This is a genomic window from Vibrio sp. 10N.286.48.B8 (assembly GCF_003050085.1).
GTDB lineage: Bacteria > Pseudomonadota > Gammaproteobacteria > Enterobacterales > Vibrionaceae > Vibrio > Vibrio crassostreae.
Genome location: NZ_PIGD01000007.1, coordinates 101,515 through 116,704, shown reverse-complemented (window position 1 = coordinate 116,704; position 15,190 = coordinate 101,515). Strand labels below are relative to the sequence as shown.

General features: G+C 45.7%; 14 protein-coding genes and 1 tRNA gene. 8 read left to right on the top strand and 7 right to left on the bottom strand.

Going from position 1 to position 15,190, the window contains the following annotated elements:
* The first annotated feature begins 3 nt into the window (after window positions 1–3).
* Window positions 4–1,320: a multifunctional CCA addition/repair protein gene (locus CWO08_RS10665; RefSeq protein ID WP_108020420.1), complete on the top strand. Its 1,317-nt coding sequence runs from the start codon at window positions 4–6 to the stop codon at window positions 1,318–1,320.
* 100 nt (window positions 1,321–1,420) lie between these two features.
* On the opposite strand, the gene CWO08_RS10660 is transcribed toward CWO08_RS10665, so the two are convergent.
* Genes CWO08_RS10660 through folB form a run of 3 tightly spaced genes read right to left on the bottom strand, consistent with a single transcriptional unit; the run spans window position 1,421 to window position 3,078 of the window.
* Window positions 1,421–2,224, bottom strand: a complete 804-nt coding sequence (locus CWO08_RS10660) for an undecaprenyl-diphosphate phosphatase (protein ID WP_048658005.1) — start codon at window positions 2,222–2,224, stop codon at window positions 1,421–1,423.
* 15 nt (window positions 2,225–2,239) lie between these two features.
* Window positions 2,240–2,722 (bottom strand): 2-amino-4-hydroxy-6-hydroxymethyldihydropteridine diphosphokinase, encoded by a 483-nt coding sequence (gene folK, locus CWO08_RS10655; protein WP_048662646.1) that lies wholly within the window; start codon window positions 2,720–2,722, stop codon window positions 2,240–2,242.
* Window positions 2,719–3,078, bottom strand: a complete 360-nt coding sequence (gene folB / locus CWO08_RS10650; protein WP_055319014.1) for a dihydroneopterin aldolase — start codon at window positions 3,076–3,078, stop codon at window positions 2,719–2,721. Before folB ends, folK begins: the two co-directional genes overlap by 4 nt.
* Window positions 3,079–3,216: 138 nt before the next feature.
* Between folB and plsY the strand changes: the two genes are divergently transcribed.
* Window positions 3,217–3,813, top strand: coding sequence for a glycerol-3-phosphate 1-O-acyltransferase PlsY (plsY, locus tag CWO08_RS10645; protein WP_009847793.1), 597 nt, complete (start codon window positions 3,217–3,219; stop codon window positions 3,811–3,813).
* A 43-nt stretch (window positions 3,814–3,856) separates the two neighbouring features.
* Here plsY and CWO08_RS10640 read toward each other — a convergent pair whose 3' ends face one another.
* Window positions 3,857–4,672 (bottom strand): alpha/beta fold hydrolase, encoded by an 816-nt coding sequence (locus CWO08_RS10640; protein WP_108020419.1) that lies wholly within the window; start codon window positions 4,670–4,672, stop codon window positions 3,857–3,859.
* Window positions 4,673–4,778: 106 nt separating this feature from the next.
* A complete protein-coding gene (gene tsaD / locus CWO08_RS10635; RefSeq protein ID WP_017061410.1) occupies window positions 4,779–5,795 on the bottom strand; it encodes a tRNA (adenosine(37)-N6)-threonylcarbamoyltransferase complex transferase subunit TsaD in 1,017 nt (338 codons plus the stop codon).
* Between the two features lie 258 nt (window positions 5,796–6,053).
* Here tsaD and rpsU point away from each other — a divergent pair, with 258 nt between their 5' ends.
* From rpsU to CWO08_RS10605, 6 genes are all read left to right on the top strand, one after another.
* Window positions 6,054–6,269, top strand: coding sequence for a 30S ribosomal protein S21 (gene rpsU, locus CWO08_RS10630; RefSeq protein WP_004396009.1), 216 nt, complete (start codon window positions 6,054–6,056; stop codon window positions 6,267–6,269).
* 25 nt (window positions 6,270–6,294) lie between these two features.
* A complete protein-coding gene (locus CWO08_RS10625; RefSeq protein WP_017069475.1) occupies window positions 6,295–6,738 on the top strand; it encodes a GatB/YqeY domain-containing protein in 444 nt (147 codons plus the stop codon).
* 119 nt (window positions 6,739–6,857) lie between these two features.
* Complete coding sequence (gene dnaG / locus CWO08_RS10620) at window positions 6,858–8,609, top strand: DNA primase (protein WP_017062923.1); 1,752 nt, start codon at window positions 6,858–6,860, stop codon at window positions 8,607–8,609.
* Between the two features lie 99 nt (window positions 8,610–8,708).
* Window positions 8,709–10,553, top strand: a complete 1,845-nt coding sequence (gene rpoD / locus CWO08_RS10615) for an RNA polymerase sigma factor RpoD (RefSeq protein WP_048614894.1) — start codon at window positions 8,709–8,711, stop codon at window positions 10,551–10,553.
* A 163-nt stretch (window positions 10,554–10,716) separates the two neighbouring features.
* Window positions 10,717–10,792 (top strand) — tRNA-Ile (locus tag CWO08_RS10610).
* A 204-nt stretch (window positions 10,793–10,996) separates the two neighbouring features.
* Window positions 10,997–12,265, top strand: a complete 1,269-nt coding sequence (locus CWO08_RS10605) for an O-acetylhomoserine aminocarboxypropyltransferase/cysteine synthase family protein (protein WP_048657999.1) — start codon at window positions 10,997–10,999, stop codon at window positions 12,263–12,265.
* 85 nt (window positions 12,266–12,350) lie between these two features.
* Here CWO08_RS10605 and glmS read toward each other — a convergent pair whose 3' ends face one another.
* Window positions 12,351–14,183, bottom strand: a complete 1,833-nt coding sequence (glmS, locus tag CWO08_RS10600; RefSeq protein ID WP_108020418.1) for a glutamine--fructose-6-phosphate transaminase (isomerizing) — start codon at window positions 14,181–14,183, stop codon at window positions 12,351–12,353.
* 105 nt (window positions 14,184–14,288) lie between these two features.
* Window positions 14,289–15,059, bottom strand: a complete 771-nt coding sequence (locus tag CWO08_RS10595) for a DeoR/GlpR family DNA-binding transcription regulator (protein WP_108020417.1) — start codon at window positions 15,057–15,059, stop codon at window positions 14,289–14,291.
* Window positions 15,060–15,190: the final 131 nt, after the last annotated feature.

Sequence of the window (15,190 nt, the reverse complement as noted above, 5' to 3'; positions counted from 1 at the left end):
CCATTGCTTGCCGTAAAGTCCAGCAGTGATAAAACATTTCGAGGTGATAAGTTGCAAATATACGATAGCCTACCAGAAGAGAATGGGCTACAGCGCTATCTAGTCGGTGGGGCAGTGCGCGATAAGCTACTCAATATTGATAGCTATGATAAAGATTGGGTCGTGGTCGGCAGTACGCCTCAACAGATGGAAAGCCTTGGCTTCACTGCGGTGGGTAAAGACTTCCCGGTATTCCTGCATCCAAAAACCAAGGAAGAGCACGCACTGGCTCGCACCGAGAGAAAATCAGGCTCTGGTTACACAGGCTTCGAATGTTACTTCGCTCCAGACGTGAGTTTGGAAGAAGATCTGATGCGCCGAGATCTAACCATTAACGCCATCGCACAAGATGATGAAGGCAACCTTCACGATCCTTACCATGGCCAGAGAGATCTCTCCGATCGTATTCTTAGACACGTATCCGATGCCTTTGTTGAAGATCCACTGCGTGTGCTGCGTGTTGCCCGTTTCGCTGCCAAGCTTCAGCACCTAAACTTTACGATTGCACCTGAAACCATGACCATGATGGCGACCATCGTTGAATCAGGAGAACTGGCACACCTTACAGCCGAACGAGTTTGGCAAGAGTGGCACAAATCACTTAGTACGCCACATCCAGAAGTGTTCCTTTCAGTGTTGAAAGAGTGTGGTGCATTAGCGGTTGTTTTGCCAGAGATTGACGCTCTATTTGGTGTCCCTCAACCTGAAAAATGGCACCCTGAAATCGACACCGGGATTCACACGCTGATGGTTGCTCAACAAGCAGCGCTATTAAGCCCATCGTTACCAGTACGCTTTGCTGCTCAAGTGCATGACTTAGGTAAAGGCGTTACACCTAAAAGTGAGTGGCCAAGCCACAAAATGCACTGCCACACCGGTGTTAAGATCATCAAAAAGCTATGTGAACGAGTCAGAGTACCTAATGAGTTCAGAGATCTTGCGCTGTTAGTGTGCGAGCAGCATTCTAATATCCATCGTGCAGGTGAGTTAAAGCCAACCACCTTCCTTAAAGTTCTCAACAAGTTCGATGTTTGGCGCAAACCAGATCGACTTAACGACATCTTGCTTTGCTGCCAAGCTGACCACGCTGGCCGTAAAGGGTTACAAGATCAGCCTTACCCTCAAAAGGCTCGTTTTGAAGCAGCCTATAAAGCGGCACTTCAAGTTGAAGTCAAAGCAATCATTGCCGATGGTTTTAAAGGTAAAGATATTCGAGAAGAACAAGAGAAGCGCAGAGCAGCGGCCATCGAAAACGCGTTATCAGAACTCACTGATAGTTAGTCTTCACTCCGTTAGTAAGCACGCATTAAAAAACCCGCAACTAAGCGGGTTTTTCCGTTTCAATCTGTAGGACGAAGTATTTGTCTTCGTAAGTCGAGCGCTACTGCATCATCAAGAAAGCAAATAGACCAAAACCTAGAATCAGGCGGTAGATAACAAACGGTGTCATACCCATACGAGAGATAAGCTTCAAGAAGAAGTGAATACAGATATAAGCACTAATGAAAGAAACCACGATTCCCGTTAGCAAAGTGCCAGCATGGATTGGGTCACCACTGGTCACTAACTTCAGCCCCAAGTAACCACCAGCCAGAGTGATGATTGGGATAGACATCAAGAAAGAGAATCGAGCTGCTGCTTCGCGTGTGAAACCAAGATACAGTGCCGCGGTAATGGTTGCACCAGAACGAGACGTGCCCGGAATTATCGCCATTGCTTGAGCAAGGCCTATAAACAGCGCCTTTTTCCAACCTGCTTGGTATTCGTCATCACGCAAGCTTGAGTTCTTATCCACCCACCATAACAACAAACCAAAGATAATCGTTGTGGTTGCGATCACCCACGCACTGCGTAAGTAAAGCTCAACAATATCTTTCATCAACAAACCAAAGATACACGCTGGAATCGTCGCGAGAATGATCATCCACGCTAACTTCGCTTCCTTGCTGCGATCGCCTTTAAACACTGAACCAAAGAATGCGCTCAACAGAGAGACCACTTCTTTACGGAAATAGATAACGACGGCGGCTAAAGTACCGACATGGACAGCAACATCAAAAGCCAAGCCTTGATCTTCCCAACCTAAAACAGCAGAAGGAAGGATTAAGTGTGCAGAACTGGAAATAGGTAAAAACTCAGTAAAGCCTTGCACCAACGCCAACATAAACGCTTCAAAATAACTCATTACTTACCTTAAAAATTATAGTTTTATATCTACGACAGAGAGCGAGTCTAATTGCTGCATCTTCTGCCATATTTCACTGACGGTTCTTCCGTCTTGCGGGATCACTCTCGCAGGACAAAGATCATAAAGCGGTTGTGTTACAAAAGGATATTTGTAGATATCACTGCGTGGTAATTCTGGTTCGCGCTCAGAAACCACCTCTCCAAACAGCACAATATCAAGATCGAGTTTTCGATCTTGAAGTTTGTGCGCATCTTGAGAGCGACCCCATTTAAACTCAATTTTACGCAGCTGCTGTGAAAATTCAGTCAATGAGAGTGACGTGTCGAGCTCTATCACAAAGTTATAAAACGGATGGCTATTAAAACCCACGGGCTCACAGTGATAGATTTTAGAGCATTTAAGGTTAGTCCCTAACGATTGAAGCTCTGTCCATGCCACCCTTGCATGCTTGTCGCGGTCTATGTTCGTGCCAACACCAACATAGGCTACTGTCATGCTCGGCCTCGTTCGATGATCACGCCAACAGCTTTTGCTTGTGGTACTGCGCCCGGTTTAGCCAAGCGGATTTTGATCCAAGGCACAGAGAATTGAGTCATGATCAATTCAGCGACTTCTTCAGCCACACGCTCCACTAGCAGGAATCGGCCATTCGCAATGTGGTCAAGCACGGCAGTACTCACAGTCGAGTAATCCAAAGCATCAACCACATCATCACTCTTACCTGCAGGGCGGTTGTCATGAGCCATTTCAATATCAAGCACAAGTTTTTGTTTAATCTCTTGTTCCCAATCGTAAACACCGATCGTTGTAATTACTTCTAGCTGTTCAATGAAAACTTTATCCAGTGCCATGACTTGTCCTTTTAGAGGTCGGATACCCATATTGGGGAAAAAAACGTATTATTTGCGTAATTCGAGATATGATATCAATTACTCTTGGATTGAGCATTATTTTCCCATCGTTAGGCTTATAACCGTTTAAGGAAAGACATGACCCCATTGGCACTAATCATGATCATTGCAGCCTATTTGCTAGGTTCAATCTCTAGTGCGGTCTTGATATGCCGAGTCTTAAGGCTTCCTGATCCAAGAACGGTGGGCTCCAATAACCCTGGTGCCACTAATGTACTGCGCGTTGGCGGTAAAGGCGCAGCTGCAGCAGTCCTCCTGTGCGACATGCTGAAAGGCACCATCCCCGTCTGGCTTGGCTACTACCTCAAGATCGACCCAATCATTTTAGGCGTTGTGGCGATTGCGGCGTGTCTTGGCCATATGTATCCGATCTTCTTCCACTTTAAAGGTGGTAAAGGCGTCGCAACCGCACTCGGAGCTATCGCCCCAATAGGATTCGATCTAACCGGTATGATCATGGCGACTTGGTTAGTTGTGGCGTTTTTGTTTCGTTACTCTTCTTTAGCGGCACTGGTTACTGTGCTACTTGCCCCTTTCTACGCTTGGTTAGTCAAACCTCAATACACATTGCCAGTAGCCATGCTGTGCTGTTTGATCGTGTTACGTCACCACCAGAATATCCGCCGCCTACTCGATGGCAGCGAACCAAAACTCGGACAAAAAAAATCGGCTTAAACTGTCACGTCTAAGCCGAACCATAGTATTCAGTATTTAAAGCTTACAGCAGATGTTTATCTAAAAACGTCTTCAGCATTGTGTTCACAAACTCTGGTTGCTCTAACGAGCTAATATGACCTGCGCTAGGAATTACCACTAATTCACTGCCCGTAATGCAATCGTGCATTAGGTATGACTCAAGTACCGGACGTGGTTTGTCTTCTTGTCCTACCGCAATCAACACAGGTAGCGCGAAGTTCTCTACTGATTCGATCATATCACGACGTCCAAAGACCATTCGACCGATGCGCGCCACTTCTTCCGCTTTATCACCCTTAAGTTCAGATAACTGCTGAGTAAAACCTTCCACTAAAGCTGGCGTGTGGGTTTGAGCATCGTTTGCGAAGAACAGTGGAACCACAGCTTCAACAATCGGTTGAGGAACCATCTTAGTTTGAGTGATGGTGTCTAACATGTGGAAGTATTTAGCGTGCGCAACTTCTGGCTCTAAACCCACAAAGGTATCCATTAATACCAATGACTTGATTCGAGCAGGTGCTAACTCCGCAAGCTCCGTTCCCCACATACCGCCAACCGATAAACCTACCACTGAGAATTCATCGATCTCTAAATGATCAAGCAGATCCAAAACGTGCTGAGCGTAATCTTTCAAGTTACGCATCGAAGTTGGTGCAGCTTGAGATTCACCATGAGACCAAAGCTCAGGCACAATACAACGGTACTGAGTTTTCAACGCCTCAATCTGTGGCTTCCACATTGCACTATCCCAAAGGTAGCTGTGGCCTAATACAACAACAGGGCCTTGACCTTCATCTAGGTACGCCATCGATTGATTGTCTACTGTGAACTTGTTCATCTTCTTCCCTAATCTCTATCAGCAATTATTTATCGACATACAGTCGGTAAGCTAAGATATAAAAACGGCCGCACAAGGCGACCGTTTATCGAAACACTATATTCAATTACGCAATTGGCTCTAGCTGGTCAATAGGCCAACGCGGAGTGGCATGAACAGACAAATCAGCCGTTTCGCCATTCTTCAAGCGCTGCATACCCGCATAAGCGATCATCGCACCATTATCTGTACAGAATTCTGTGCGTGGGTAGTACACCTCACCACCGACTTTCTTAGCAAGAGCTTCAAGCTCAACACGCAGTTGTTTGTTGGCACTTACACCGCCAGCAATCACTATACGTTTCATGCCCGTTTCAACCAAGGCTCGCTTACACTTGATTACTAAGGTTGCACAAACAGCTTCTTGGAATGCATAAGCGATATCAGCGCGAGTTTGGTCATCATTATCGTTATCGCGAATGGTATTCGCTGCGAACGTCTTCAAACCAGAAAAGCTCATATCTAGACCCGGACGATCGGTCATTGGACGCGGGAACTTAAAACGACCCGGAGTGCCTTTTTCCGCCAAACGAGATAACAGTGGACCACCAGGGTAATCTAAGCCCATCAGTTTCGCAGTTTTATCAAACGCTTCACCCGCTGCATCATCAATCGATTCACCAAGGATTCGGTATTCACCAATACCTTTCACTTCTACCATCATGGTATGGCCGCCAGAAACCAGCAGAGCCACAAATGGGAATGGTGGTGGGTTATCTTCTAGCATTGGCGCAAGAAGGTGACCTTCCATATGGTGAACAGGCACTGCAGGTACTCCCCACGCATAAGCAATACTGCGACCAATCGTTGCACCAACCAGCAGTGCACCCACTAAACCAGGGCCAGCTGTGTAAGCCACACCATCAATGTCTTTCGACGTTAGGTTCGCTTCAGCTAATGCCGCTTTAATAAGAGGAATTGTTTTTTTCACGTGGTCACGTGAAGCTAGCTCAGGTACCACACCACCGTAATCGGCGTGCAGCTTTACTTGGCTATATAATTGATGAGAAAGCAGCCCTTGCTCATCATCATAAATCGCGATTCCTGTTTCATCACAAGAGGTTTCAATACCAATAATGCGCATAATTTTCTCGGCACGCTTTCGTCTAAAATGGGAAATTAGCGCAATATTACCCTGCCTAAGCTCTTCAAACAAATATTGTACAGACTATAATCGACAAAGTGCTTTACAAAGCCACTGTGATCGGATTAAAATTCCGCACCATTTTTGATCAAGCTGGTTAATGGCCAAACGCGAATAGAGAGTTAGCTCGATGGGTAACTTCTCTGATTTGGTACTGAGTAGCCAGCGATAATGAATAACCCCTGAGGTGAAAGGCATATGCCAATAGTTAAAGTACGTGAAAACGAACCGTTCGACGTTGCACTACGTCGTTTCAAGCGCTCTTGTGAAAAAGCAGGTATCCTTTCTGAAGTTCGCCGTCGCGAGCACTACGAAAAGCCAACTACAGTTCGCAAACGCGCTAAAGCAGCAGCTCAAAAGCGTCACGCTAAGAAGCTAGCTCGCGAAAACGCACGTCGCGTTCGCCTGTACTAATAACTTAATCCATAAGGACTGAGTTATGGCTCTTATTGAACAACTCAAAGAAGAGCAAAAATTAGCGATGAAAGCCAAGGACAAACCGCGCCTTGGCACTATCCGCTTAGCTCTTTCAGCAATTAAGCAACGTGAAGTTGACGAACGGATCACTCTGAACGACGACGACATTCTTGCTGTATTAGTTAAAATGGTTAAGCAACGTCGCGATTCTGTTGCTCAATATGAATCAGCAAATCGTCAAGATCTTGCTGACGTGGAAAAAGCAGAAATTACGGTACTTGAAGGCTTTATGCCTCAACCGCTAACTGATGAAGAAGTTATTGCACTACTTGATAGCGCAATCGCCGAAGCTCAACCAGCGGGCATGCAAGACATGGGTAAAGTAATGGCTATCTTGAAACCACAAATTCAAGGGCGTGCAGATATGGGTAAAGTTAGTGGTTTAGTTCGTTCTAAACTCGCTTAATCCCAAATCAAATTGCAACAAGCCGTGCAATCCTTCGGAACGCACGGCTTGTTTGTATCTGTAACCTATTCAAACTATTATTATCCACACTCTCAGTTAGTGCATTTTTCTAAGGTTTTATGGCAGGACACATCCCGCGTAGTTTCATTGATGATCTCCTAGCGCGTCTCGACATTGTCGACATAGTGGACGCACGCGTGAAACTTAAGAAAAAAGGCAAAAACTATGGTGCATGTTGCCCATTCCACAACGAAAAGACCCCTTCTTTTAGCGTAAGCCAAGAAAAACAGTTTTATCACTGCTTTGGTTGTGGCGTACACGGTAATGCTATCGACTTCATTATGGAGTTCGAACGTCTCGATTTTGTTGAAGCGATTGAAGAGCTTGCCTCTTTCTTAGGCCTCGATGTTCCTAGAGAGCAACGCAGCGGCGAGATATCAACAGCACCAAGAGCCAACAGCGAACAAAAACGTAACCTCTACGATTTGATGGGCGGCATCAGTAATTTTTACCGCTCTCAACTGAAAATATCAGCCAACAAACCTGCGATTGATTACCTAAAGAATCGTGGCCTTTCGGGCGAGATCGTCCAGAAGTTTGGCATTGGTTATGTGGCCGATGAGTGGGACTTAGTTCGTAAGAACTTTGGCCAACAGAAAGAAGCCCAAGACATGCTCGTAACTGGCGGCATGTTAATTGAAAACGATAAAGGTAACCGATACGACCGATTCCGTGGACGCGTAATGTTCCCGATTCGCGATCGTCGTGGCCGTGTGATTGGTTTTGGTGGTCGTGTATTAGAAGACGGTACTCCAAAATATCTCAACTCACCAGAAACGCCTATCTTCCATAAAGGTAAAGAGCTTTACGGCCTTTATGAAGTGCTGCAAGCCTACCGTGAACCGCCGCAAATACTTGTGGTTGAAGGTTACATGGATGTCGTGGCATTAGCGCAATATGGTGTTGATTACTCAGTAGCATCACTGGGCACATCAACAACCGGTGACCACGTTCAAATGCTGTTCCGCCAAACCAGCACAGTGGTTTGTTGTTACGATGGTGACCGAGCGGGTAAAGAAGCCGCATGGCGCGCACTAGAAAATGCCCTTGAGTACCTGAAAACCGGTAACACGCTTAAATTTCTGTTCTTGCCCGACGGTGAAGACCCAGACAGCTATATAAGAGAACACGGCAAAGCCGCTTTCGAACAGCTTGTTCAAAATGCGACACCGCTTTCGACCTATTTGTTCGATAACCTGATTGAAATACACAAGTTAAACTTGGGAACAACCGAAGGGAAATCGGCACTGCGCGCACACGCTAGCGCATTGATTAACAAAATCCCTGACAGTTACTTCCAAGAGTTGCTCGAAAAATTGCTCGATGAGCGCACTGGATTTGATAACCAATTGAGGCGAGCGCGTGTTCATACACAGAACCCGACACCTCAACCGCATAAAGAGCTGAAACGCACTCCAATGCGTGAAGTTATCGCTTTGCTTATCCAAAATCCGAGCTATGCTGATATGGTACCGGATTTATCAAGTGTCAAAGGCTTACAGCTGCCTGGACTAAGTTTATTCGTCGAAGTACTTGATAAATGCCATGCGCATCCCCATATCAACACAGGCCAATTATTAGAGCATTGGCGACACAATAAACATGAGGCTCTTCTGTCTCGTCTCGCGAGCTGGGAAATCCCCCTCGACGAAGACAATCAAGAAGACATATTTTTAGACTCATTGGACAATATACTTGCCCAGTGCGTTGAAAAACAAATTGAAAACCTGCAGGCCAAAGCAAGAAGCGTCGGTTTATCAGCCGAAGAAAAAAGGGAGCTACTAGCTTTAATGCTAGATCTAAAAGCGTAACCCTGTTTGATTAGTCAGCATTTAATAAATTTGTTAACATAATTGGTTTGCATTTGAGAATGCAACGTCCTTCACCAGACCTGAAGTTGGATATCATCTATGGATCAAAATCCGCAGTCACAGCTTAAATTACTTGTTATTAAAGGCAAGGAACAAGGCTATCTGACCTACGCCGAAGTAAACGACCACCTACCTGCAGAAATCGTGGATTCTGAACAGGTAGAAGACATCATTCAAATGATTAACGACATGGGTATCAAGGTAGTTGAAACTGCACCTGATGCTGATGATCTAGCACTTAATGATGACGATGCCAATATAGATGAAGATGCAGCCGAAGCTGCAGCTGCTGCGCTTTCAAGCGTAGAAAGCGAGATTGGCCGTACTACTGACCCAGTTCGTATGTACATGCGTGAAATGGGTACAGTTGAACTACTGACTCGTGAAGGCGAAATCGACATTGCGAAGCGTATTGAAGATGGTATCAATACAGTTCAACTATCGGTTGCTGAGTACCCAGGCACTATTCCATACATCTTGGAACAGTTTGACCGCGTACAAGCAGAAGAGATTCGCTTAACAGACCTAATCAATGGCTTTGTTGACCCAGACGACGATGGCACAGCTGCGCCAACGGCGACTCACATCGGTTCAGAACTTGCTGAAACTGATCTGGAAGACGAAGACAAAGAAGACGCAGAAGACGACGAGGAAGAGGAAGAAGAAGATACAGGTATCGATCCTGAACTTGCTCTTGAGAAGTTCACAGCACTTCGTACTAGCTACCAGAATCGTCAACTAGCGATCAACGAGTACGGCCATGAAAGCCCGAAAGCAATGCTTGCAACGACAATGATGCAAGACGTATTCAAAGAGTTCCGTCTAACACCAAAACAGTTTGATTACCTAGTAAACGAACTGCGTAACTCTATGGATCGTGTACGTACTCAAGAACGCCTAATCATGCGTCAAACGGTTGAGTACGGCAAAATGCCGAAGAAATCTTTCATTGCTCTATTTACTGGCAACGAATCTAGCGAAGCATGGTTGGATGAAGTTCTTGCTTCAGACAAGCCATACGCAGAAAAGATTAAACGTAACGAGCACGACATCCGTCGCTCTATCCAAAAACTGGATATGATCGAACGTGAAACGTCTCTTACTGTTCAAAGCATCAAAGATATCAGCCGTCGCATGTCTATCGGTGAAGCGAAAGCTCGTCGTGCGAAGAAAGAGATGGTTGAAGCGAACTTACGTCTAGTAATCTCGATTGCTAAGAAGTACACAAACCGTGGTCTACAATTCCTGGATCTAATCCAAGAAGGTAACATCGGTCTGATGAAAGCGGTAGATAAGTTTGAATACCGTCGTGGTTACAAGTTCTCTACTTACGCTACTTGGTGGATCCGTCAAGCAATCACTCGTTCGATTGCCGACCAAGCTCGTACTATCCGTATTCCGGTTCACATGATCGAAACGATCAACAAACTAAACCGTATCTCTCGTCAAATGCTACAAGAGATGGGTCGTGAACCACTTCCGGAAGAACTGGCTGAACGCATGCAAATGCCTGAAGACAAGATCCGTAAAGTACTGAAAATCGCTAAAGAGCCAATCTCAATGGAGACACCAATCGGTGACGACGAAGATTCGCACCTAGGTGATTTCATCGAGGATACAACGCTAGAACTACCTCTAGACTCTGCAACGGCAACCAGCCTACGCGGTGCAACTAAAGACGTTCTTGCAGGCCTAACACCTCGTGAAGCTAAAGTACTGCGTATGCGTTTCGGTATCGACATGAACACTGACCACACTCTTGAAGAGGTTGGTAAACAGTTCGACGTAACTCGTGAACGTATCCGTCAGATCGAAGCAAAAGCACTGCGTAAACTTCGTCACCCAAGCCGCTCAGAAACTCTGCGTAGCTTCCTAGACGAGTAATCGCACACTCAAGTGTGGTTAGCTTTTAAGCATAAATAAGAAAAGGTGAGCGTTGGCTCACCTTTTTTTTATCTGTGTGATTTAAGTGGCTAAGATGTAAGCGGAATTGCCCCTTATAGTGTCTAGACACCATTGAACGCTTCCCCTATAATCTATGCCCTACGGCCCCTTAGCTCAGTGGTTAGAGCGCACGACTCATAATCGTTCGGTCCCCAGTTCAAATCTGGGAGGGGCCACCAAATTAGAAAAGCCAGAACAGTTCATGCTGCTCTGGCTTTTTGCTTTTCTAAATCTGTACAACTTACGCCCTGCATTTCCTAACCAATAACGAATCATCCCGCACACAATTCCAATTGCCTCTCTGTGACTAAACATACTTTTCTTTTATAAAAAAATCGGCAATATGAGTGTACACAAATCATTCAATAGTTCAGGGAAGAAACATGAAAGACGAAACACTCTCGATTCACTTCGGCTACGAAACTGATCCAACAACCAAATCGGTTGCCACACCTATTTACCAAACCGTCGCTTACGAATTCGATGACGCACAACATGGCGCCGACCTGTTTAACCTTGCGGTGCCAGGTAATATCTACACACGGATAATGAATCCAACCAATGATGTGTTAGAAAAACGCATGGCAGCCTTAGAAGGGGGGATTGCAGGCTTAGTGGTAAGTGCGGGCAGTGCTGCGATCAACTACGCGATTCAGACGTTGGCGCAAATCGGTGACAACATTGTCTCAACGCCTCAGCTTTACGGTGGTACTTACACCCTATTTGCTCACATGTTGCCAAACCAAGGAATTGAAGTTCGTTTTGCTAAAGACGACAAACCAGAAAGCTTAGCGGCACTGATCGATGAAAAAACCAAGGCGGTTTACTGTGAAAGTATTGGTAACCCTGCTGGTAATATCATCGACTTAGAACGTGTTGCAGAACTTGCCCACGCACAAGGAGTGCCTGTGATTGTTGATAACACAGTCGCGACGCCTGTGCTGTGTAAACCTATCGATTTTGGTGCTGACATCGTGGTGCACTCACTAACCAAATACGTGGGTGGTCACGGTACAACGTTAGGTGGCGTGATTGTCGATTCAGGAAAATTCCCATGGGCAGAGCACAAAGAGCGCTTCCCTGTTTTTAATCAGCCAGAGCCTTCTTATCATGGCGTGGTTTATACCGAGGCATTTGGTGAGGCTGCGTTTATTGGTCGAGCTAGAACGGTTCCCCTACGTAATACAGGTGCAGCACTGTCGCCAATGAATGCTTTCATGTTGATGCAAGGCTTGGAGACATTGTCGTTACGTATGGAGCGACACACAGAGAATGCATTGAAAGTGGCAGAATACCTCAGCCAACACGAAAAAGTCAGTTGGGTAAGCTACGCTGGTCTGCCTAGCTCAGAATTCTACCCGCTTGCTGAAAAATACATGCAGGGTAAGCCATCGGCTATTCTATCTTTTGGCTTGAAGGACGGTTATGAAGCTGGTGTCCGCTTCTACGACGCGCTACAAATCTTCAAGCGCCTAGTGAACATTGGTGATGCCAAGTCTCTGGCTTGCCACCCTGCTTCTACAACACACCGTCAGCTAAGCGAAGCAGAACAAAAGCAAGCCGGTGTATCACCAGAGATGATTCGCCTCTCAGTAGGTATCGAGCACATTGACGATATCTTGGCTGACCTAGAGCAAGCACTTAGCGCTTAATGACGCTACAGCTTTAAGTAACAGACATAAAAAAGCCCATCACAGGATGGGCTTCTTATTATCTATTTCTTAGATAAGCTGTCGATTACTCAACCGTTACAGCTTTCGCTAGGTTACGAGGTTGGTCAACGTCGGTACCTTTGATCAACGCAACATGGTAAGACAGCAGCTGCATTGGTACTGTGTAGTAGATAGATGCAGTTACTTCACTTACATGAGGCATCTTGATGATCTTCATGTTCTCATCGCTTTCGAAACCAGCAGCTTCATCTGCAAATACATACAGCAGACCGCCACGAGCACGGACTTCTTCAACATTTGATTTCAGCTTCTCTAGCAAGTCGTTACTTGGTGCAATAACGACAACTGGCATATCTGCATCGATAAGAGCCAAAGGACCGTGCTTAAGCTCACCAGCCGCGTATGCTTCTGCGTGGATGTAAGAGATCTCTTTCAGTTTAAGAGATGCTTCCATCGCGATTGGGTAGAATTCACCACGACCCAAGAACAGTGTGTGGTGCTTATCAGCAAAATCAGGTGCCAGTGCTTCGATCTCTTTATCAAACGCTAATGCTTTCTCGATATCAGCAGGCAGTTGGTGAAGTGCTTGAACGATTTCCGCTTCTTTCTCTTCATTGATACGACCTTGTAGACGACCAATTGACGTTACCATCATCAGCATAGCCGCTAGCTGTGTTGTGAAGGCTTTAGTAGAAGCAACACCGATCTCCGTTCCTGCGCGAGTCATAAAGGCAAAATCAGACTCACGAACAAGCGAAGAACCTGCTACGTTACAGATGGTCATTGCTGACATGTAACCCTTCTCTTTTGCAAGACGAAGTGCAGCAAGCGTATCCGCCGTTTCACCAGACTGAGACAGAGTCACTAAAAGGCTGTTCGGGCGAACAACGAAATCACGGTAACGGAACTCAGAAGCGATCTCTACATCACAGCTTACGCCTGCTAGAGACTCAAACCAGTAACGAGCTGCCATGCCTGAGTTGTAAGACGTACCACATGCGATGATCTGCACGTGTTCTACCTTGCTTAAGATCTCTTCAGCTTTAACACCGATTGCATTAGTGATTACAGAGGTGTCAGAGATACGACCTTCCATCGTGTTGACTAATGCTGTTGGCTGCTCAAAAATCTCTTTTTGCATGAAGTGACGGTATTGACCTTTATCACCAGCATCGTGCTCTGCGTTTGATTCAACGATGTCACGCTCAACACGCTCGCCCGCTACATCAAATACCGTTACATCACGACGAGTAACCTCAGCAACATCACCTTCTTCTAGGAACATGAAACGACGAGTTACGCTTAATAGTGCAAGTTGGTCAGAGGCTAGGAAATTCTCGCCCACACCAAAACCGATAACGATTGGGCTACCTGAACGAGCAACTACAATACGGCTAGGATCTTTACGATCAACCGCCACCGTGCCGTATGCACCGTCTAATTGTTTCGCTGTCTTTTGAAGCGCTTCAACCAATGAATCAGAAGTGCGAAGTTCCCATTCAACTAAGTGAGCGATAACTTCAGTATCCGTTTGTGAAGTAAACACATAACCACGCTCTTGAAGAAGAGCACGCAGTGCTTCGTGATTTTCGATAATGCCGTTGTGTACAACTGCAATATCACCAGACATGTGTGGGTGTGCATTCGCTTCAGATGGTTCACCGTGCGTCGCCCAACGTGTATGAGCGATACCAGTACCGCCAATCACATGTTGCTGATCGACTGCGTCTGCTAGCTCTTGTACTTTACCAAGGCGGCGCACACGAGTTAGGTTAGATTCAGTATCGACTACAGCGACACCTGCTGAATCGTAGCCACGGTATTCTAGGCGACGAAGGCCTTCTACTAAAATTTCAGCTACATCACGCTGTGCTACTGCACCAACAATTCCACACATAGTTTCACTCCATCAATTTTTTTATTCCTATTGGCAGCAAGCAAAGGCCATATCTTTATTAAGATCAATTATAGGAAGGTAAATGCATAATATTTTAATTTGTTTTTACGCTGGATCAGTCAGGATCACGCGAACATCATGTGATTCGATACTTGCTTTAGATTCTTCGCTCAAGTCTGTATCGGTAATTAAGATGTCAATGTGTTCCCATGCCAGCTCTAAGTTCGGGATCTTTCGTCCCACTTTTTCCGACTCAACCATCACGATCACTTCTCGTGACACTTCAGCCATTACTTTGCTCAGGCCAACCAGTTCGTTAAACGTAGTTGTGCCTCTATCAAGGTCGATACCATCTGCTCCGATAAATAGTTGGTCAAAATCGTAAGCGCGGAGCACCGACTCTGCGACTTTGCCTTGGAAAGAGTCCGAATGGGTATCCCAAGTGCCGCCAGTCATTAATAACGTCGGCTCGCTTTCAAGCTCATTAAGCGCATTAGCGACGTGCAATGAGTTGGTCATCACAACCAAGCCACGCTTAGCATTTAGCTGCTGAATTAGGGCACCGGTAGTACTGCCACTATCGATCACGATGCGGTTATGGTCGCGAATTAAATCTGCAGCGGCTTTTGCCAATGAAACCTTTCGAGTCGAAACTTGTTGACCCAGTTCTTCGTTGACAACCTCTTTCGGTAACGAAATCGCACCACCATAACGGCGTAAAAGCTGACCGTTTTTCTCTAAAGACGCCAAGTCCTTTCTAATAGTGACCTCTGAGGTTTCGAACTTAGCGGATAATTCATCAACACTAACCTCCCCTTTTTCATTCACTAGGTTAGAAATTGCATGTCTTCTGAGCTGGGTGTTTCGTTTCGACATTTAAAAAAGGCCACTAAGTTTCGATATGAAACATATTATAGTTACAACGAAACTATTTAGTCCATTTATTTTGATCCAAAAAATTAATAAATAGCGATAAAACCTTGTCCTAAGACAATTGTTAAGCAGTG

Bases quoted from the DNA above. Each gene is read 5' to 3' on its own strand.
- CWO08_RS10660 (WP_048658005.1), bottom strand. From the start codon at position 2,224: ATGAGTTATTTTGAAGCGTTTATGTTGGCGTTGGTGCAAGGCTTTACT.
- folK (WP_048662646.1), bottom strand. From the start codon at position 2,722: ATGACAGTAGCCTATGTTGGTGTTGGCACGAACATAGACCGCGACAAG.
- folB (WP_055319014.1), bottom strand. From the start codon at position 3,078: ATGGCACTGGATAAAGTTTTCATTGAACAGCTAGAAGTAATTACAACG.
- plsY (WP_009847793.1), top strand. From the start codon at position 3,217: ATGACCCCATTGGCACTAATCATGATCATTGCAGCCTATTTGCTAGGT.
- CWO08_RS10640 (WP_108020419.1), bottom strand. From the start codon at position 4,672: ATGAACAAGTTCACAGTAGACAATCAATCGATGGCGTACCTAGATGAA.
- tsaD (WP_017061410.1), bottom strand. From the start codon at position 5,795: ATGCGCATTATTGGTATTGAAACCTCTTGTGATGAAACAGGAATCGCG.
- rpsU (WP_004396009.1), top strand. From the start codon at position 6,054: ATGCCAATAGTTAAAGTACGTGAAAACGAACCGTTCGACGTTGCACTA.
- CWO08_RS10625 (WP_017069475.1), top strand. From the start codon at position 6,295: ATGGCTCTTATTGAACAACTCAAAGAAGAGCAAAAATTAGCGATGAAA.
- dnaG (WP_017062923.1), top strand. From the start codon at position 6,858: ATGGCAGGACACATCCCGCGTAGTTTCATTGATGATCTCCTAGCGCGT.
- rpoD (WP_048614894.1), top strand. From the start codon at position 8,709: ATGGATCAAAATCCGCAGTCACAGCTTAAATTACTTGTTATTAAAGGC.
- CWO08_RS10605 (WP_048657999.1), top strand. From the start codon at position 10,997: ATGAAAGACGAAACACTCTCGATTCACTTCGGCTACGAAACTGATCCA.
- glmS (WP_108020418.1), bottom strand. From the start codon at position 14,183: ATGTGTGGAATTGTTGGTGCAGTAGCACAGCGTGATGTAGCTGAAATT.
- CWO08_RS10595 (WP_108020417.1), bottom strand. From the start codon at position 15,059: ATGTCGAAACGAAACACCCAGCTCAGAAGACATGCAATTTCTAACCTA.